Here is an 18,770-nt window from a genome sequence, read left to right as displayed (position 1 = left end):
AGCTTTTTCTAAGCGGGCGGCGGGAATCGAACCCGCATTAATAGCTTGGAAGGCTATAGTTTTACCACTAAACTACGCCCGCAACTTTCCAACCATATAAATTTAACACGGTTTTTGCAAAAATTCAAGAGTTTAGTTGGAATTAGCAGGTTGGATTTTGATCCTGACATACAGATCGCTCAATTCTGGTTTTGTGCCATCGTTATTGTGAGCAGCAATAAAGTTTTCTGTTTTGAAAACTTCGCTGAGGACTTGCTGGTATATGCTTTTTTCACTTCGAAGTGTTGCTGGTTCTATTTCTATAACTACAGCCTGTTGAAAGTTGCCATTGTTATCAATTATTAAGCTAGCCAAGAGTTGTGCTGGTTCAAGTCCAGAATTGTGGACAAGAAAACTTGAGTCTAATTCTTTTGTGCTGCTTCCCCTATATAAAGCGATAACGTCGGGTAAAGCATCTTGTCGTAATCTTCCTGATTGTATCAAGCTACTGACTTCATCTCTAAGCAAAGGAGCTACTATTGCTACCGATGCTCCCTGAGTGGGGGTGCGTGGAGTTTCCTTAGCCGGAGTTGCTGGAGTTTCCTGAGTGGGGGTGCGTGGAGTTTCTTTAGCCGGAGTTGCTGGAGTTTCCTGAGTAGGAGTGCGTAGAGTTTCTTTAGCCGGAGTTGCTGGAGTTTCCTGAGTAGAGGTGCGTGGAGTTTCTCTGTTTTCAGCTTCCGAACCTGGTGAATTTGATGGAACACCTGTTGGTAGTAGCGTTCCCTTTCCCAGTTTGATTTCTTGACGGCGGTTCCAAGGTAGATTACCGACTGGAACTGTAGGTGTCGGTGTCGGTGTCGGTGTCGGTGTCGGTGTCCCCCTAGCAACTCTTTGTTGTCTAAAAGGTTGGCTATTAGGTTCAGAGGCGTAAGTTTGCCTCTTCTGCTGGAGATTATCCGCAGAATTTATTGCGCCAAAATCTTGATTTCTAGTCGTACTTCGTGCTGTTTGTGGTGAACGTGCTGGTACAGACTTTTTAGTTGCGGATGCTGGCTTTGGCGAAACTGTTTTTGCTGTTGATTTTGTTTCAGGAGCAATGTCTATCAATTCAATGGGAACAGCAGATTGACTTTGTTGGGGAAACCAAAGACTAAATGCATTGGATGAGCGCATCAGCCAGAACGCCAGCAAGTGCAGAGAGACTGAACCTATAATGACAGAAATCCATAAAGCTGGTGGATCGGTGTGTCGCCTCCAGACTTTGGTTGGAATTGGAGTTTTATCTGCAATTGATGGTGTCATATTATATAAACTGGATATGATTAGGCACTCTTACTCATTGCTAATGCTTTAACGTGTCGCGGAAGTCCCCACCTTCAATGTACTCATCTCTGTGAGGATAGGGAGCACTTCGACAAGCTCAGTGACCACGGGGGGTGAGGATTGCATCCAGAATTTGTTTTTTGCTTATGCAATAAACAAATTCTGGATGTATAACGAATCCCCAAAATTTTCTGGTAAACTAAAAATTGTCTTGACCATCAATGCCATAAGCGAAAATCAAACTAATAGGTATATGTTGCATCGCCCTTGGCGTCTCCCCTTGGGAGAAGAAAAAAATTTGGGTCTTGGGAACCAGGACTCCTGACAAGAGGAGGGAATGTAAGACCAAAAAAACTACGAAGTAGTTGATGGCTATTCCCGATCAATTGGGAGAGCTACGTCCGTCTTCCTGCGGGATTGTTCACAATACCAGTCTAAATTTTAGCGATTAACCATTACTTCTGATGTAACAGCGAAAGTCAAAACTGTTTCATCTACTCCTTTAAGTTCTAGCGGACTACCTTTAGTAATTTCTTCTTCCTGCAAATAATCTGCCACAGCAGCAGAAACCAAGATAGTACCGGGAACAGCAGCAGCTTGCAACCTTGCAGCAATATTCACACTTGGGCCAATAGCAGTATAATCAGCCCGTTCAGCACTACCAAACATCCCCACAACAGCAGTACCTTGGTGGATACCGCACCGAAACTGGACGCTAGTAAGTCTGTCACCATCGAATACACCTTGGTTTTGCCAGCGCTGGTTCAACTCAGCTAGTGAGCGGTGCATTGCTCTTGCTGTATTGATGGCACGACGCACTTGTTCATTGGGGGTTAACTCTTCCGGCGCTCCATATAAAGCTAAAATAGCATCTCCCATAAATTTATCTACAGTGCCGCCATTGCCAAATACAACCTTGGTCATGGCTTCTAAATATTCATTTAGCAACTCTGCGACTCGTCGGGATCTGAGAGTATTTGATAGCTGTGTAAAACCCACGATATCACTAAACAAAACTGTAATTAAGCGTGGTTCTGGGCGCAAATCTAAGGTTAAATCTCCGGTTGCGGCTTTTTGCACCAACACAGCCGGTAAAAAGCGCTTTAGCACCGATTCTGTGAGATAAGTATTTAACTCCACGATTCGCCGTTCATTTTCCTTCAATGCCAAAAGATTCCGAACTTCCGCCAAAAGTTCCCGATCGTTGAATGGTTTTGCTAAATAAGCATCTGCGCCATGTTCTGTACCTTCGATGCGGGTTTCCTCATCAGCTTTTGCTGTCAGCAGAATGATTGGTATTCCTTTCAACTTCTCTTCTTTGCGGATCATCTGAATCATCTCAAGTCCGCTCACTAAGGGCATCATTAAGTCAGTCACAATCAAGCTGGGTATAATTTCCTGAGCTAGACGGTGCCCTTCAGAACCGTTACGAGCTGTGCGTACATGATAGCCGTTGCGGCGGAAAATCTCAGATACATAGGTTCGTAAATCCGGGTTGTCATCTACAACTAAAATTGAGTGCTGAGTCTTAAGTGCTGAGTCTTGAGTATTAATACTGGGGGAGGGGTTTATTGTAATATCTTCAATATTGTCTGTTGTTGATACCAATTCTAAATCAGCCAATTCTACGCTAGCGCGGCTTGTATTCAGTTCGGTAGGCGTTTCTAGTACTTGCTGTGTGGGTAAATGAGCATTTCCAGCCACAAGCCATAAACTAAAGGTAGTGCCTTGGCCGTAAACTGATTCCACAGTGACTTGGCCACCATGTAATTCCACCAATTCTTTAACTAAAGCTAAACCCAAACCACTACCTTCATAGGAGCGGTTTGCTGAACCTTCAGCTTGACGGAAGCGCTCAAATAGGTGGGGAATTTGATCTTTAACAATACCAATTCCAGTATCTTGTACTTGCAATATGCAGCGATCGCGCTCAGATTTTAGTCTGACACTAATTGTCCCACCTTCGGGAGTAAACTTCATGGCATTTGACAGGAGGTTATAAACCACCTTGTCAAATTTTTCCATGTCTAAGTACACCGGAGAACATTCATCTAACTGGGTGACAAGATGCAATCTCTTTTTCTCGCAGTAGGGACGAAAAGATTCCACAATTTGGGTGACAAATTCTGCTAAATCGCAGGGATGGAAACTAGGCTGCATTCTCCCTGCATTCAGGCGTTGTAAATCTAGGAGTTGATTTACCAGTCGCAGTAGGCGGCGAGAGTTACGCAGGGCGATCGCACTTTGAGAGTAAGATAATCCTTCACCAGCCGCCACCGCCGACTCTAAAGGCCCTTGAATCAGGGTGATGGGTGTACGAAACTCATGGGAAATATTTTGGAAAAATTCGGTTTTTTGTTTATCTAATTCCAGTAAGCGTTCAGCTTGTTGGCGAGTTTTTTGATACAAGTATGACTGCTGCACAGCGATCGCTGCTTGGGCTGCTACTGCTTTCGCCAAATCAATATCAGATGACAGCCATCGGCGGACTTTTTTACCTTCATGCAAAGTAATACTACCGATACATTTACCATCAGCCAATAATGGGACAAACATTAGCGATCGCGCTGGCATGTTTAACGGCAAATCAAAACCCTGCACATCTGAGGGAGAATGGCTCACATTACCAATTACCACAGGTTCATGAGTCTGTAGCATTTGTTGGAGGATTGGATTCTCTTGTATAGATGCTTGAGAATAGGGTAATCTCGGAGGGACTAGATGATTTTTGCTACCTGGATTATTGTCTGGGGCTGGCAATGCCTGGGTTGGGCTGTGCCTATGCAAATTTTCCGAATGTTGAAAACTGTCATACAAGGCTACACACTCGACAAACTCATCTTCCTCTGTCCACAAAGACAGAACACAGCCATCGACTTGTAAAGCTTGTCCCAATTGCTGGGTGATCGCCGCAAAAATATCTTGGGGGTCTAAGCTAGAGCGAATCGCACTAGTAATTGTATTAATTAAGGCTTCTCGCTTGGCAAGGGCACGTACTTGTTCGTAAGCATAAGCTTGAGACAAAGCTAAAGCTGCCTGATCCGCCACCATCAACACTAGCTGCACCTCATCATCCTCCCAGAAGCGAGGCAGAGAACACTGATGCAGTGCCAGCACTGCCATCAGTTCTTGTTGGCAGATCAATGGCACAACTAAACTAGAGCAAATGTTAGCAGCAGCAAAAGCTTCCCCACGTTGGCGTAGTTCGGGAGTATTACCGTGAATACGCTCATCATCAGTTACATCGTGAATCACCTGGACTTCACGGGTTTCCCACACCGTTTGAGCCAAAAGAGGCAGAGGGACAGAGGGTGAGAGGGACACAGCAGAAGAATTATTTGCCTGCACCTCTGCTGGTGTCTGTTCCCCTGCTTCTTCAGAAAGAGTCTTCTGATAAATAAATCCTTTATCCGCTAACTGCTCATCTTGGAAGGGACGCAACAGGCAAACATCCACCTCCAACATCTGACCCACTGTATCTACAATTGCCTGTAAAATTTGGCGATAGTCTAAAGCACTGCGAATCGTATTTGTGACAGTATTGAGCAGCGATTCTTGTCGGAGTGTGCGGGTAAGCTCACGGGTGCGGGCTTTGAGGACATTGTGAGTATCCAAAGCTTGGCGTACCAATGCTTTGAGTTCCTCAGCTTCCCACGGTTTGGTTACATATTTGAATACTTTACCAGCATTGATTGCTTCCACCAAGTCTTCGACATCGGTGTAGCCAGTTAAAATAATCCTGATAATATCTGGATATTGAGTTGCTGTCAGGCTCAAAAATTCTGTACCGCTCATCATCGGCATCCGCTGATCGGAGATGATCACCGCAACCTCCCCCTCTTGAGCCAGCAGATCGAGTGCCGCAGGGCCAGAGTTCGCCCTTAGCACCTTATAGTCGCGATAGAAAGTGCGGTAAAGCAAGTCAAGGTTGTCTGGTTCATCATCGACAACCAAAATTTTAGGCTTACTGTTTGCTTGGGATTTCATGCACCGCTTTCCTGCTGCAACGGCAGTCGGATAAAGAATAATCTGATCAGGTTAGAATTTTTCTGAGTCAGGTAAGAGCAGAGCATTTCGACCAATAAGGCTGTTTGGCTACATGACTGCTGAGTGTAGGAGCGTTTACGCACAGTAATTCGTCTCAATGGCTTATACCTATTACTGTTTGCGTTGGTGCAGTGTAATTGCTTTCATAATCAGTTTTAGGGGTACAGAGTCGCTGCTTGCTTGCCAAATTTTCCTTTACCTCCTGTGAGCAATGTCTGATACTAGATACAGCGCTCATAGCTAGCTGACAAATCCAGATGAAGCTGCATATTAAGTTTTCCCTTTGCAGCCGTTGTACTAACACTTGCAGGTAAATTTTATTTATGGTAGTCATGGTAGAGTCAGCAAGATTAAAACAATAAGATTTAAAGCCAAAGTATACTATTAGACAAATACCTCTTTCTAATTTAGCAATCAGAACTATCATTAAGACAAGTGTAGGGTTAAGAAGTTAGGGATTATGAATCTTGGAGATTCTTCCCCACTACCTGCACACACTGTTCCTATGACCTAGTAGTAAAGTCCTGTTAGTGTAGCGGCAATTGCATAAGCAAGTTCAGTACTGCAACTAAAGGTGATTTCCAACCAGAATTTGTGGGTAGTGTACTTACTTAACAATTTTGTAGGTAATGTCTACGGACAGGTTATGCTATTTATCTACCCATTCACCTAAACCTGTTCGACTTTACAGATGTTTTTGTGGTAAACAGACTGATATCCTTCCTACCTAAAGCAAGGGATGCACCTGAAGGGGCTGAACTTAACGATTTGTAGATTGATGAAGCTGTAACTTTTAAGATTATTCCAAAAATATCGGTTATAAAGCCCCAAGCTAAAGTGTAAAACTTTGTATGCTCCACAAGCAAAAGCAAATTAGCAATCTTAGGTCAGTTCAATATCCTGGGCAGATATAAAGTTTTTCTTCAGTTTAAATGGTGTTTGAGGATATTTGAGTAAATTTTCGTTGAATAAAATCAATACTAAACTAGCCTTGAAATATCGGTTTTTTCATCCATACCAGCAACAGCCAATCAATCCAGCTTGCTGCCAATTTCAAATTCGTACAGCTACACCAGCTGATTTGATCGGTGTCTCTCAAATTATTGCCGAAAGCTTTCACACCCAACAGGGTCTGTGGGGATGGGCTTTTCCACTGCTACGTCTCGGTATTTACGAAGACTTAAGGCATCGCATGGCATCACCTCCGTCACGTCATATTTGTTTAGTCGCTTTTGAAACTACTACTGGTGCGGCTAATAACCTAGTGGGAAGTGTAGAACTGGGTGTACGTTACAGTGATTCGTGGAGCCAGGTTGGCACGGGTTTTCCTTACTTATCTAATTTAGCAGTTCACCCACAATACCGTAGACATGGTGTGGCTTCAGGTTTACTGACTAGCTGTGAGAAAGTTTCTTGCAACTGGGGATTTCAAGACTTATATCTCCACGTTTTGGAAAATAATCATCAAGCAAGGCAACTTTATTTCAAACTGGGATATCGGGTACATAAAGTCGAATCGAGTTGGAATACATTTTTCCTAAGACGCTCAAGCCAAATGTTATTGCACAAGCATCTGAGTGCTGATTCCACGATTTGAATTTTGTTTGGGCAATAATAAGTAAGTTTTGATTTTGTAATAACTTTGGTGAAAAATTATCACCAATATCGACAATAAAATCCGAAACTAACTTAATTAAAAACTCAGCTAATATTAGCTATATATATCTAAATAGTTAGATGTATATAGCTTTGGATAATTGTTTTAAATATATTTATTTGGGCTTTTTATGTATGGCTCCTTTTATTCGTAATATTAATAAAATTATAGCTTTGAAAAACTTAAATGATTAATGAAATTATTAAATTTTGTCTTTTTTATTTACTATTAAACAACAAAAATTTTAGAATATTTATATAGATAAATAAATTAATTATCATATAAATAGCTGTAAGATTGCCCTGAGGGAATTAGAAATAGCTCATAATAACTTTTTAATTAAGATATTCATCTTTATAAAAACTTTAAGAAAACCCTATCCTAATTGGAAGACAAATCTAGTTATATCTCATAAAATATGATCACTCAATTAATAAAGAGTGCCTATTTATTACTATCTTAGTAAAATTGGCCAAAATACTCTTGATAATATAAAGAATTCAAAAACCTGATTTGAGATAACAGCTAATTCTGTTTTGAAGTGCATACTACTACCAAATTCGTTAAAAATTTAAAAAACATGGATAGCGAACAGCATCGGCGCTATCAGACCTCTATGGTATCAACTTATTACCCTGAAGCTAGTTTCCTTGACTCTCTTGTCATGCAAGATGGAACTGAGCAATCACAAGGCTCGGATATCCTTACACGTTTACACAGTGGGGAAGTTTTCATCGTCAATAGTCGTAGACGAAATGGATTAATCCTTTTTAAACGCTACCATGCAGAGTTTGCTGGGCCTGGGGCTGCTGTAGGTGGGGATTACGACTGTGATTGCCAAAGGGCACTGCCCATAGGTAATCTGTCTTTATTAACTCCCGAATCTAATGAAGAACGCCAGAAGGCTTACTTGATTAGACGACAGTGGATTCGATTGATCAAACAAATTACAGAAAACCCAGTGCCTGGGCAGCGAGTTCAGAAAATTCTCGATCAATTTGAACAATACTTTCCACCAGATATAGTGGCTATTCTGCCGGATGTTGCTTTTGCTCTTTTAGTAGGTGTGCTGCCACAAACAGTGGGAATAGTACGCCGTTTGGGCAGTGAGGTGGACAACCGATTTAATTACTGAGTGAATTTCTAAGATTCCAAATTTGCCAAAACAGCTTGGACTCGATTAACGGTGCGGGCGTTTTCCTCTATTGTCCCTACAGTAATTCGCAATCCTGGGCTAATGTGTCGCACAATAGTGCCAACTGTTCTAAGCTTCTGGTGGAAAGTTTTTAACGCACCATCTGGTGACTTAAAGCTATTTGGTTTAAGACGTAGGTAAATAAAATTAGCAGCGCTTGCGGTAATTTGTAGTTCTGGTTGCTGGGATAAAATTTCGATGAGTTTGGCTCGTTCACTCAGGGTTTGGGGAATTAATTCTAGCAAGAGTGTGCGGTTTTGTAAAGCAACTAATGCTGCTGCTATGGAAAAGCTAGGGAGATTGTAAGGTAAGCGAACTTTTTCTAAAATGGCGATCGCTTCGGGATGAGCGATACAATAACCAACACGGAGAGCTGCCAACCGGAAGGCTTTAGAAAAAGTACGTAATATCACCCAATTAGGGCGCTGTGCTAATTCACCTACTAGGGTAGTTTGACTAAATTCAAAATAAGCTTCATCAATTACTACCAAAATATGCTCGTTCAAACTTCTTAACCATGCCAACTCTGCCGCAGTTAAACTATTGGCAGTCGGTGAATTGGGATGCACTACAAAAACTACGCGAATCGGGGGATTTTGAGTATTTTCGATCGCAGCCTGTGCAGCTTTTAAGTCAATTTCAAAATTTGTTTCATTTCTACCCACCGCGACTACAGGAATACCCAGAGTTTGTGCCAAAATTCCGTACATAGAAAAAGTGGGATTGGCAACTAGAATTGAACCTTCTCCTCCTAGACAGGTGGCAATTAATAAAGAACGGATTAGTTCATCTGAACCATTTCCAACAGAAATATTGGCAGCAGTATATAGCGAGATGGCGGCTGATTCATTGACGTATTGGGCGATCGCATCTTTAAGTGTCTCATGTCCGCCATCGGGATAACGATTTGTTTCAATTACTTGCTGATATGTCCAGGCTAGCTTCTCTTTTAACTCAGGTGGTAAATCATAAGGGCTTTCATTTGTATCCAGCCGATCAAATTGCCCGGAGACAGATTCGGCTGTATCGCTGCTGGGGTGAGGTTTGTAAGCGGTAAATTTGGCTAAATCTGACCGGATAAAGGGAAGCATAATTTTAGTCATTAGTCATTAGTCATTGGTCATTTGTCATTTGTCATTTGTCATTAGTAACCAAAGAAAGGACAAATGACTAAGGACATTATTTATGTGAGAGTTTAATATTTTACAGCTTCAAGGTAATTGGCAAAAGAGGCGAATTGTCTGCCAAATTTCTTCCATAACATTACCTAAGGCGTGATCGCTGTCGAGTTCGACTAACTTTACCCAAGGACGCAATCGCCCAAAGTCCCGACTGGCTCCGATGGGGATGACTTCATCGTTTTTTCCATGCAAAATCAGGGTGGGGATAGGACGTTGCAAAAACTTCTCTTGGTATTGGGCAGCATCTGTAACGAAATCGTAACTTAAGGGAAGTTTTCGCTCCTCCCCATAGTGGTAGACCATGATATATTTATCTTGCTGCCACCGTTGTACTTCTTCATCGCCTAGTTTGGGCAACCAATGGGATAAAAACCCGAAAGCTGGTGCTAGCAGCACAAGACGTTGTATTTGTAAATATTGCTGTCCCAAGTGGGCAGTGATCAAGCCGCCTAAACTTGAACCAATAAGCGTTACTGGCGTAGAATTATTACTGAATTCTGCGGCAACTTGAGTAATTTGACGAGTGATTGTTAAGTGCGAAAAATCGCCAGCATTTAGATCGGGAATTTTTAGCTTTGTGTGAATTTGGGCAAAGCGATCGCCTATATCCCGCGCTTTGGTAGAATTAGGGCCAGAAGCGAAACCGTGAAGATATATATATTGCAAAGCTGTAGATAGTTAGAACTGAGAAGCGATGCCCTGAGCAGTTCGACAAGCTCACTGTAACACCTGCCGTTCGCGCAGCGTCTCGTAGAGAAGGGTTAAGAATTTTAACTTTTAAATTATGAGTTTCTTTCTTCAACTTATAACTCAATACGGTTCAGTTAAGCGCTATTTCTACTAAATCGCCGTCTCTATAAGACGCGATAAATCGCCGTCTCTACAAGTGTTTTGGTCTTATCTGAACTGTATTGACTTATAACTCTTAACTCATAACTCCTAACTCCTAAATCTCACTACCGCATTGTGACAAATTCTTCCGCTACTGAGGGATGGATACCAACGGTGGCGTCAAAGTCTTTTTTAGTTGCGCCCATCTTCACTGCGATCGCTACACCTTGAATTATCTCAGCAGCGTGTTCACCCACCATGTGAGCGCCTAGCACTTTGTCAGTGTTGCTGTCAACCACCAACTTCATCATTGTTTTCTCTTGCTTACCAGTCAAACTATAGTACATAGGTCGAAAGCGAGTGTGAAAAATTTTAACGGCATCGCCGAGTTTTTCCCGTGCTTCCGCTTCTGTCCAGCCGACTGTAGCGGCTTCTGGGGTAGAAAATATGGCTGTGGGAACAGTTTCGTGACTGAATTCGCGGCGGTTATTGCCGAATTCACTATCAGCGAAGGCTCGTCCCTCGCCAATGGCGACGGGAGTTAAATTGATTCGGTCAGTGACATCGCCAACGGCAAAGATATTCGGTTGATTTGTTTGACTATATTCATTGACTGCGATCGCATTTGTGGTATTGTACCCTGGCCCTTCCATAGAAGTAGCAGCAACATCAACCCCAGCGTTTTCTAAACCTAGTCCATCTATATTCGGAGTTCGACCAGTTGCCACTAAAAACACGTCGGCAATTACTGGTTCCTGGTCTTCCCCTGATAAAGTCAGTTTAAAACCTTCCGGCACGCGTTCAACTGTTTTTACCACATTATTCTTAATCAACCGAATTCCGTGGTTCGTCATCCCCTCTTCAATTTCTGTACGGATGTCCTCATCAAACCCCTTCAAAATCTTTTCACCTCTGGTAATTTGTGTAACCTCAGAACCCAAACCACGCATGATACAGGCAAATTCTGTGCCAATATAACCAGCGCCAACAATGACGATGTGTTTTGGTTGTTCTTTTAAATGAAAGATTTCGTTGGAGGTAATGCCATATTCCATCCCTGGTAAATCAGGTTTGATCGGACGCCCACCAACAGCAATTAAAATTTTATCTGCTGTAACTTTGCGTCCATCAACTTGTACTGTATGGGGGTCTAGCAATGTGGCGCGACCAGAAATTAATTCCACTCCCGCTTTTTCTAAAAAGCTGATATGTAGTTGCGACAGTCGCCGAACTTCCTTATCTATAGATGTAATGAAATATTCCCAGTCTAATTCGGCATTACCTACTTTCCAGCCATAGCCTGAAGCTTCACTGAACAGTGCAGGAAAGTGAGATCCATAGACCATGAGTTTTTTGGGAATGCAACCCCGAATCACACAAGTGCCACCAACTAAATCATATTCTGCGATCGCCACTTTTGCCCCATAGCTAGCCGCTCGTTTGGAAGCCGCCAAACCTCCAGAACCCGCACCAATTACAAACAGGTCGTAATCAAAAGTCATAAATTTATGTTCTCTCTAGCAAAAAATTAGTTCCTGGGAACTTACACAGAAAACGTCATTGAACTATATAAGGATATCCGGTGAACCCTGTTTAAGTCCTGTCCTTGATTTAATCTAGCGTTAGCAGATGTTCTCTGGTCGTAGGGAATATCACTTTTTGCTTTGGTTGCTGTAGAGGCAGTAGTTTGCAGTTGTTATATTTCTGCCCCTAGCATCGGGTATAAATTTACGTTTATGTGGTTGGTATGATTGGTGTTGGTTCTACAGGAGTGATTGGTGTTGGTTCTACAGGAGTGATTGGTGTTGGTTCTACAGGAGTGATTGGTGTTGGTTCTACAGGAGTGATTGGTGTTGGTTCTACAGGAGTGATTGGTGTTGGTTCTACAGGAGTGATTGGTGTTGGTTCTACAGGAGTGATTGGTGTTGGTTCTACAGGAGTGATTGGTGTTGGTTCTACAGGAGTGATTGGTGTTGGTTCTACAGGAGTGATTGGTGTTGGTTCTACAGGAGTGATTGGTGTTGGTTCTACAGGAGTGATTGGTGTTGGTTCTACAGGAGTGATTGGTGTTGGTACTACAGGAGTTGTTGGTTTTGGTACTACAGGAGTTGTTGGTTTTGGTACTACAGGAGTTGTTGGTTTTGGTACTACAGGAGTTGTTGGTTTTGGTACTACAGAAGTTGTTGGTTTTGGTACTACGTTAGGATTTTGAGTATTTACATTATTCTTATTACTATTTATTCCAGAAGGCTGCCCAGTATTTAACAGGTCTTGTCTTATGCCCTCAAAGGAATTTAATGGGGAATCATCTGCAATTGGGTCAACTGGGGAATTACCTGTAATAATGTTGTTTGCCCTGGAAGTTGAAGGACTAGTAGTTAGGTCTGCAAAAGATGGGTTTTCAACTATTCCCTCACCTGTTATTGGCGACTGTGCCCTCAAAGCCGCAGCAGTTTCAGCTTGAACGCTAGCGATTCGCTGGATCGGCCGTAGGCGTAAGATTTTGCCTAGTCAAATCAAGCCCCCGAACCATATCGCTCGTTTCATAAAAATTTCTTAGATCAAAATCGTATAATCCCTTAAATTCGCCTTTAACTATAACCATCATCTGCCCTGCTTGCAGCATCTGAGTTTGAGAAGCTTCCTTATTAGAAACTTCAATGCCGCTATTTGTCAGCGCACCCACAATCGTGGTGTCTGTTTGTTTGTCGTAGCGTACAAATAATGCTGAACCACGAATTGCTGCTGCTGCACTTGGCGTTTGTATACGTGTTTGACCCCTTCCAGGTGGGATAAGCAACAATGCGGTTCCGTTTGACAGTCTAAAGCTGCGAGTCTTTGGTAAAAATTGAAATATAGCCTGTTCCCCAACCCGTGCTAAAGAGCCGTCATTAAAGCGTAAGTCTGCTAAGGAAGCTCGGCCAGTTGACAACCCATCCCCAGGAGTCATTGCATCTGATTTGTGTGCTGGACGCTTGTTCTGTCTATCTTTAGGTATCAATTGTACTATGTTGCGGAGGTTCTGGATCTCCGCTCGCGTTAGAGGAGTTATGGCACTTACCTTATTTGGCAGCAGTACTATAACTCCCCATAAACTAATCACGAACAATGGAAACGATTTATAAAACATAGTTTGAGAACTTCTGATTTTCAATTAATACCAAAAAATTTAAATTTTAACCTACCTATAATTTTTATGGCGAGTTTACTTAGTAAATTCATTTGTACTTTAGCCTACATTTAAGTAGATAAAATAGACAACAAATAAATCCTGTTTTGAGTTGATTAAGTTTTTTTATGAAAGTTGCATTTGATAGAATAAAGCCTGCGGAACATTTCAAGGTTAGTACTTGCTTGATATTAACAATTCAATAAGTAGTACCTGATAGATAATCCATTCTAATCAGATCAGCTACAAGGACAAAAAGTTGTTAGGGAACTGTTGTAAAATGACTCACTGCCTGTATTTCACTAAATTTGAACATAAAGTCAACTATATCGGTCATCTCAGTTTTGCAAAAAAAAATCTGGGGAAAAATCCGAAAAGCAGCAATTTCAATTTGTAGTTTCAGTATATACCTACAAAGCTAAAATAGATGCATTCAATTGTATATTCTGAGTTGGAACTTCCGATATTGCTTATGGGTCTACATTTGCCAAACGCGATCAACGCAATCTAACAGATGCGACTCAAAAACTGGAAGAATTTGTTTTTTTGTATTTTGTTAGCTTCCAGTGGTGGAAGCTGGTGTTGCATTAGAGTAGATGCGTCAGAATCTGCAAATACAGATATTTGGCATTCTAAAAATTTAGCAAGCACACAGGTAAATTATCAGCTATGTCAAAATTTGGAGCAAGAGGTAATTAACTCTTGGTGTAAGCAGTCCAGTGAGTTGCATCCTTTAAACTCGCAGATGCCGTTAAAGGTGGTGCAGCAAACACCCGAAACTACTCAAGCCCCAGACACAACCAAAGAACCTGGGGATATTCAAAAGCAAAATGACTCTCCACAGCTAGAATCGCAGCCAAGTAATTTGCCTACAGCTCCTCCAGACTCAACAGAGCAGCTCTTGAATCCACCTGAGATAAATCAGTCCCAAAGGCTAGAGAAGCTAATGCAGCTGCTACGATCGCCAAAAAAGCCACCTGAATCTGATAGCGATCGCGAATTAGGGTTGCGGGTGCGGTTGCGACCCTTAGAACAGCCTACTTTTCCACCAACAGAACAACCAGTACCTAAGTTTAAACCTATAGGCTATCTACAAGGGCGTGTAGACTACTTCCAGACGAGTAATATTTTTTCCTCAAACGATATTCCTGTAGAAGATGGTTTAATTATTTCTGGACTGACGTTAGCCTCTGCATATTTCCCTTTAGGAGCTAAGACTTTTTTAAACGGCTCAATTGATGGCAATCTCATTCGTTATATCAATCAGTCACAATACTCTTACAACCAGGTAAAATTTAATCTTAGTATTTACCAGCAGCTATCGCAGCGAATGTATGGAGAAGTTAGTTGGAGCAATCAACAGTTATTTCATGCCAACAACAGCGATCGCCTGGATAGCTTCAAAGCAGGCGATCGCTTTTTAAATGAGAATTCTTTGCAAGTGTCTTTAGGACGGCGAGATCCTCTAACTTCAAAATTAATACTAAATAGCTTTTACGAATTGAGTGTAAATTTTGCTGATCCCCAAAGTCGCGATCGCATAATCAATTCCTTTTGGGTGTCTCTTAACTACTACTTGCAAAAGCCTCTCCAGGTTGGTATTGACTACCAGGTGAACTTTTCGGACTTTACACAGCGCGATCGAGAAGACCAATTTCATCGGCTATTCGGGCACTTAAATTACCGAATATCAGATACCAGCAATATGAATGTGCAGGCTGGAGTGAGTTTAGGTAGTTCAACCGCCGAAAACATTGATTTTGATGGCTGGTTCTTCAGTATTAATTACAATTTGGAATTAGGTCAGTTTTGAAATTTGTCCTTTGTCATTTGTCCAAAGTCCAATTATTTAGACCAATGACCAATGACCAATGACCAATGACCAATGACTAATGACTAATAACTAATCCAATCACTCCAGCTACCAGCATAAAGTTTACCCTTGCTAATGCCAGCTAATTCTAAAGAAAGTAAATTTACGCAAGCAGTAACGCCAGAACCGCAATAAACCAAGATTTCTTCGGCTGTTTCTAGCTGTTCCCAACGACGGCGTTGTTCTGATTGAGGCAGTAGGTAGCCGGAAGAGTCTGTAACTTCTTGCCAAGGATAGTTGACTGCACCGGGAATATGTCCGGCAATTTTATCAATTGGCTCTCGTTCACCTCGGTAGCGATCGCTTTCTCTAGAATCTACCAATACTACCTCATGGTTGTCTTTGAGGCTTTTCACCTCTGTAATATCTACCACCTTTTCTGTTTGTGCTTGAGCTACAAACGTACCCATCCGGGGTTGAGGAACGACATGTGTAACAGGATACCCAGCTTTTTGCCATCCAGCAAAACCTCCATCTAGTACTGCTACTTGCTCATGTCCTAGATAGCGCAACAGCCACCATAGACGAGCCGCAAAGGCAAGGCGCGAATCATCATAAGCTACAACTAAACTTTTTTGGTAATTTACCCCAATCGCTGCAAGTTTGTTAGCGATATCATTGGGGTTAGGTAAAGGATGTCTCCCACCATGTTTACCCACTGGACTGGAAAGATCCTGATTCAAATCTAAGTAATACGATCCATTTATATGACTTTTTTGATACTGTTTTTGCCCTAGTTGTGGATCGCCTAAAGAAAAGCGACAATCCACAATAACGACTTGCGGATCTTCTAGATGTTCAAACAGCCAAACTGGCGAAACAACAAATTGGGGGTTGGGCATTGGGAATGGGGAATTAATTGGGGATTGGGCAAAACAGTGCTGAGTTAGGAGTTAGGAGTTAGGAGTTAAGAGTTATTCTTTCGTCTGCCCCACTCCCAAGTCAGCACTCATTACTCAGAACTCTTGAGGGGCATTGGTGATTATTTAGTTTTTTTATAAAATGTCAGACTTAGAGAATTTTACACCTAAGTTAACAGCAGATGCTTCTTTCACCTTTGTCTCTCAAGAGTTTGGTGAATCATTTCACTCGAGCCTACCTCCCATTGGCGAAAAAGGTGGCTATTGGGAACAGAAAGCAGAGATTTTATGGGAACTAGTGGTCTGTCCCATTAATTTTGCGGGGTTGTAGAGACGCGAAATTTCGCGTCTTTACAGGGTTTTGGTAACAAACTAATCAATCAGAATTAATGAGACAGAGCACTAGTGGTCTGCCTCATTAATTCTGAAGGGTTATAAAAGTTCGTAGTAAGGACTTTAGTCCTGGATTTTTAAGGACGCTTTGTGCTTACTACCAACCCCTAACTTGTAGCTCGGTCTTTAGTAGTATTAAACACTACGTAATAGTTGACAGTAATAAAATATTGCTATAACTGAGTAAGTAAAAAGCTATACACATAATGTTTACCATAAAGACTTAACATTCCAAACCGGGTATTTCCAGATAAAACAAGCAATAACAAGGCTTTTTAGCGCCGCTAGATGAAAAAATATCCGTAGAAAACCTGACTTAAGAGGATGTTTGAAAAGGGTCGGCTTGAGCCTCAAGTGCGACTCAGGGGTGGGATCTCAAATCCCAAAACTCCTATTCTCTCGTAGCAGTTTCTCGGTAGCCAGGGTAGTGAAACACACGCTGAAGGACTTTTCAAACATCCTCTAAGATTTGTGCCAATTGATCATACTGGAATTAGAAGCAAAACAAAAAATTTGACAACAAGATACCCCTTGTTTGTAACATAAAAGATCAGTGCGAAGAAAAACTTAGATACGTAGCTTGAGATAATGGATAATCCCTATTAAAACTCTGGCTCAAATATACTGGCTCAGATATAGTTGAATATTAAATTTGTTTTTGAAATCTGACACTGTTAACTTGTGCAAAAAACTGGAGTGGCTTTGTGATTCAATGGAAATCCAACCATACAGGCTTTACAGAACAAATTGTTAGTGACCCAAACCCGATTAGCAGAGTGAAAAGTATCGATTCAAATCATGCCGTAGGATCGCAAAATAATGTGGAGGCTATATTCTTTAGGCTTATCTCAAGAAGACCTTATGTTTAAAGATAACCAAGTAGTGTCTTCTTGGATAAAAGCTGATGTTAACTGTGGTGATGATTCATTGGTCGCTAGAACACTACAAACCAAAGGTTCTAAAGTGAATGAGTTTGATTTAGAACCGCCGAAGGTTTTAGTAGTTGACGATCATGCCGCCAGTCGGATGACTGCTGTTGCCCTCTTGGGGATGGAAGGATACGAAGTGATTGAGGCGGACAGTGGTTCCATTGTTGTAGACTTGGTAACTCAAAAACAACCAGATTTGATTTTGCTGGATGTGATGATGCCAGGAATGGATGGATTTGAAGTGTGCCATTTACTCAAGCAGGATGAGCAGACTAGGCTAATCCCAGTGATTTTTATTACGGCCTTAAATGATAGGCGATCGCGCATTCGGGGGATTGAAGTTGGGGCAGATGATTTTCTCACCAAACCCTTTGATCGTGTGGAACTGGCGGCGCGTGTAAAGTCCTTAGTGCGGCAGAAGCGGCTGAACGAAGATTTAGAACATGCCGAACAAGTACTATTTTCCATTGCTATGTCAATTGAAAGCCGCGATCCCAATACAGGCAATCATTGTGAACGCTTGGTAAAACTGGGACTAGCTTTTGGTGAATACCTCAATTTTTCACGCTACCAAATTCGAGATTTGATGTGGGGTGGTTATCTCCACGATATTGGTAAGGTAGGTATTCCCGATGCTGTGCTGCTGAAAAAAGGCAAACTTACCCCCGAAGATTGGCAGATTATGCGGCAGCATGTTTTGATCGGAGAAAAAATCTGCCAGCCACTACGCAGTATGCGGGGTGTAATTCCCATTATTCGTCATCACCACGAACGCTGGGATGGCTCAGGCTACCCTGATGGACTCAAGGAGGATAATATTCCCTACCTGGCGCAAGTATTTCAGTTAATTGATATTTACGATGCCCTAAGGAGCGAACGACCTTACAAAAAAGCTTTTACTTCAGTAGAAGCACTTTCAGTGATGCAACAAGAAACTGATTCCGGTTGGCGTAATCCTAAATTAATGCAGCAATTTGCCGAGTTTATTCTCTCCTGTTATGAAAAAGAGTAGGGAGTAAGAAATTTTGTAGCTGCCGGAGCGGCGAAAATTGGTAAGCTAAACCACATCTAGTTTGCATATCTAAAATTTATATAACTTTTGTAGGGTGGGCAACATGAGCGCCGTAATTATGCAATTTTATTTGTGGAACAGCTTATTATAAAACTTTAAACAAAACATAGTCATATCTAATCAGCTATAGTCTTTTTCTTAGGCTTTGGCAGTTGTGCAATCCATGCCCTAACTACATCAGAATTTGACACTCCCCTTTTATCAGATTCTTGTTGCAAGTTTTGTGAACGAATGGTAATTTCTAAAAAGCCACGTCTGACT

The 18,770-nt window shown here is 41.8% G+C and carries 13 protein-coding genes, 1 tRNA gene and 1 pseudogene; 7 read left to right on the top strand and 8 right to left on the bottom strand.

Annotation, left to right across the window (positions count from 1 at the left end; all coding sequences use genetic code 11):
* Positions 1-11: 11 nt before the first annotated feature.
* The 3 genes from D1367_RS22890 to D1367_RS22880 form a co-directional block, all read right to left on the bottom strand.
* A tRNA-Gly gene (locus D1367_RS22890) sits at positions 12-82 on the bottom strand.
* Positions 83-132: 50 nt separating this feature from the next.
* On the bottom strand, positions 133-1,281 hold the full coding sequence (locus D1367_RS22885; RefSeq protein WP_118168440.1) for a superantigen-like protein SSL4: 1,149 nt from the start codon (positions 1,279-1,281) through the stop codon (positions 133-135).
* Between the two features lie 462 nt (positions 1,282-1,743).
* Entirely contained in the window at positions 1,744-5,289 is a 3,546-nt protein-coding gene (locus D1367_RS22880; protein WP_118168438.1) for a response regulator, read from the bottom strand.
* Positions 5,290-6,313: 1,024 nt separating this feature from the next.
* Here D1367_RS22880 and D1367_RS22870 point away from each other — a divergent pair.
* Together D1367_RS22870 and D1367_RS22865 are read left to right on the top strand one after the other, a co-directional pair.
* Positions 6,314-6,946 carry a GNAT family N-acetyltransferase gene (locus D1367_RS22870; protein ID WP_225892440.1) on the top strand — a complete coding sequence of 211 codons (633 nt, stop codon included), beginning with the start codon at positions 6,314-6,316 and terminating at the stop codon, positions 6,944-6,946.
* 640 nt (positions 6,947-7,586) lie between these two features.
* The gene (locus D1367_RS22865) at positions 7,587-8,141 is read left to right on the top strand and encodes a hypothetical protein (protein ID WP_118168431.1); all 555 of its coding nucleotides are present in this window, start codon (positions 7,587-7,589) and stop codon (positions 8,139-8,141) included.
* An 8-nt stretch (positions 8,142-8,149) separates the two neighbouring features.
* Here the strand turns inward: D1367_RS22865 and D1367_RS22860 are convergent, their stop codons facing one another.
* The 3 genes from D1367_RS22860 to gor form a co-directional block, all read right to left on the bottom strand.
* On the bottom strand, positions 8,150-9,292 hold the full coding sequence (locus D1367_RS22860; protein ID WP_181985212.1) for a histidinol-phosphate transaminase: 1,143 nt from the start codon (positions 9,290-9,292) through the stop codon (positions 8,150-8,152).
* 120 nt (positions 9,293-9,412) lie between these two features.
* Positions 9,413-10,048, bottom strand: a complete 636-nt coding sequence (locus D1367_RS22855; protein WP_118168427.1) for a YqiA/YcfP family alpha/beta fold hydrolase — start codon at positions 10,046-10,048, stop codon at positions 9,413-9,415.
* 290 nt (positions 10,049-10,338) lie between these two features.
* Positions 10,339-11,715, bottom strand: a complete 1,377-nt coding sequence (gor, locus tag D1367_RS22850) for a glutathione-disulfide reductase (RefSeq protein ID WP_118168424.1) — start codon at positions 11,713-11,715, stop codon at positions 10,339-10,341.
* Between the two features lie 245 nt (positions 11,716-11,960).
* On the opposite strand from gor, the gene D1367_RS32365 reads away from it, so the two are divergent.
* Together D1367_RS32365 and D1367_RS32360 are read left to right on the top strand one after the other, a co-directional pair.
* On the top strand, positions 11,961-12,425 hold the full coding sequence (locus D1367_RS32365) for a hypothetical protein (protein WP_228674768.1): 465 nt from the start codon (positions 11,961-11,963) through the stop codon (positions 12,423-12,425).
* A gap of 66 nt (positions 12,426-12,491) precedes the next feature.
* Entirely contained in the window at positions 12,492-12,677 is a 186-nt protein-coding gene (locus tag D1367_RS32360; protein ID WP_228674769.1) for a hypothetical protein, read from the top strand.
* Positions 12,678-12,680: 3 nt separating this feature from the next.
* Here the strand turns inward: D1367_RS32360 and D1367_RS32355 are convergent, their stop codons facing one another.
* On the bottom strand, positions 12,681-13,343 hold the full coding sequence (locus tag D1367_RS32355) for a FecR domain-containing protein (RefSeq protein ID WP_244944957.1): 663 nt from the start codon (positions 13,341-13,343) through the stop codon (positions 12,681-12,683).
* 553 nt (positions 13,344-13,896) lie between these two features.
* On the opposite strand from D1367_RS32355, the gene D1367_RS22835 reads away from it, so the two are divergent.
* Positions 13,897-15,195, top strand: a complete 1,299-nt coding sequence (locus D1367_RS22835; protein ID WP_118168422.1) for a porin family protein — start codon at positions 13,897-13,899, stop codon at positions 15,193-15,195.
* Positions 15,196-15,278: 83 nt separating this feature from the next.
* Here the strand turns inward: D1367_RS22835 and D1367_RS22830 are convergent, their stop codons facing one another.
* Positions 15,279-16,097, bottom strand: a complete 819-nt coding sequence (locus tag D1367_RS22830) for a sulfurtransferase (RefSeq protein WP_118168420.1) — start codon at positions 16,095-16,097, stop codon at positions 15,279-15,281.
* Between the two features lie 160 nt (positions 16,098-16,257).
* Here D1367_RS22830 and D1367_RS22825 point away from each other — a divergent pair, with 160 nt between their 5' ends.
* Together D1367_RS22825 and D1367_RS22820 are read left to right on the top strand one after the other, a co-directional pair.
* On the top strand, positions 16,258-16,446 hold the full coding sequence (locus D1367_RS22825; protein WP_118168418.1) for a hypothetical protein: 189 nt from the start codon (positions 16,258-16,260) through the stop codon (positions 16,444-16,446).
* A gap of 766 nt (positions 16,447-17,212) precedes the next feature.
* A pseudogene (locus D1367_RS22820) lies at positions 17,213-18,449 on the top strand (HD domain-containing phosphohydrolase).
* Positions 18,450-18,770 lie beyond the last annotated feature (321 nt).

Origin of the sequence: Nostoc sphaeroides (assembly GCF_003443655.1) — a bacterium.
In the GTDB taxonomy this organism is placed as follows: Bacteria; Cyanobacteriota; Cyanobacteriia; order Cyanobacteriales; family Nostocaceae; genus Nostoc; species Nostoc sphaeroides.
This window is presented reverse-complemented; position numbering and strand designations above follow the sequence as displayed.

Coding starts and splice junctions, on each gene's coding strand:
- D1367_RS22860 (WP_181985212.1), bottom strand. CDS start 9,292: ATGCTTCCCTTTATCCGGTCAGATTTAGCCAAATTTACCGCTTACAAA.
- D1367_RS22885 (WP_118168440.1), bottom strand. CDS start 1,281: ATGACACCATCAATTGCAGATAAAACTCCAATTCCAACCAAAGTCTGG.
- D1367_RS22865 (WP_118168431.1), top strand. CDS start 7,587: ATGGATAGCGAACAGCATCGGCGCTATCAGACCTCTATGGTATCAACT.
- D1367_RS32365 (WP_228674768.1), top strand. CDS start 11,961: ATGATTGGTGTTGGTTCTACAGGAGTGATTGGTGTTGGTTCTACAGGA.
- D1367_RS22835 (WP_118168422.1), top strand. CDS start 13,897: ATGCGACTCAAAAACTGGAAGAATTTGTTTTTTTGTATTTTGTTAGCT.
- gor (WP_118168424.1), bottom strand. CDS start 11,715: ATGACTTTTGATTACGACCTGTTTGTAATTGGTGCGGGTTCTGGAGGT.
- D1367_RS22830 (WP_118168420.1), bottom strand. CDS start 16,097: ATGCCCAACCCCCAATTTGTTGTTTCGCCAGTTTGGCTGTTTGAACAT.
- D1367_RS32360 (WP_228674769.1), top strand. CDS start 12,492: ATGCCCTCAAAGGAATTTAATGGGGAATCATCTGCAATTGGGTCAACT.
- D1367_RS32355 (WP_244944957.1), bottom strand. CDS start 13,343: ATGTTTTATAAATCGTTTCCATTGTTCGTGATTAGTTTATGGGGAGTT.
- D1367_RS22825 (WP_118168418.1), top strand. CDS start 16,258: ATGTCAGACTTAGAGAATTTTACACCTAAGTTAACAGCAGATGCTTCT.
- D1367_RS22880 (WP_118168438.1), bottom strand. CDS start 5,289: ATGAAATCCCAAGCAAACAGTAAGCCTAAAATTTTGGTTGTCGATGAT.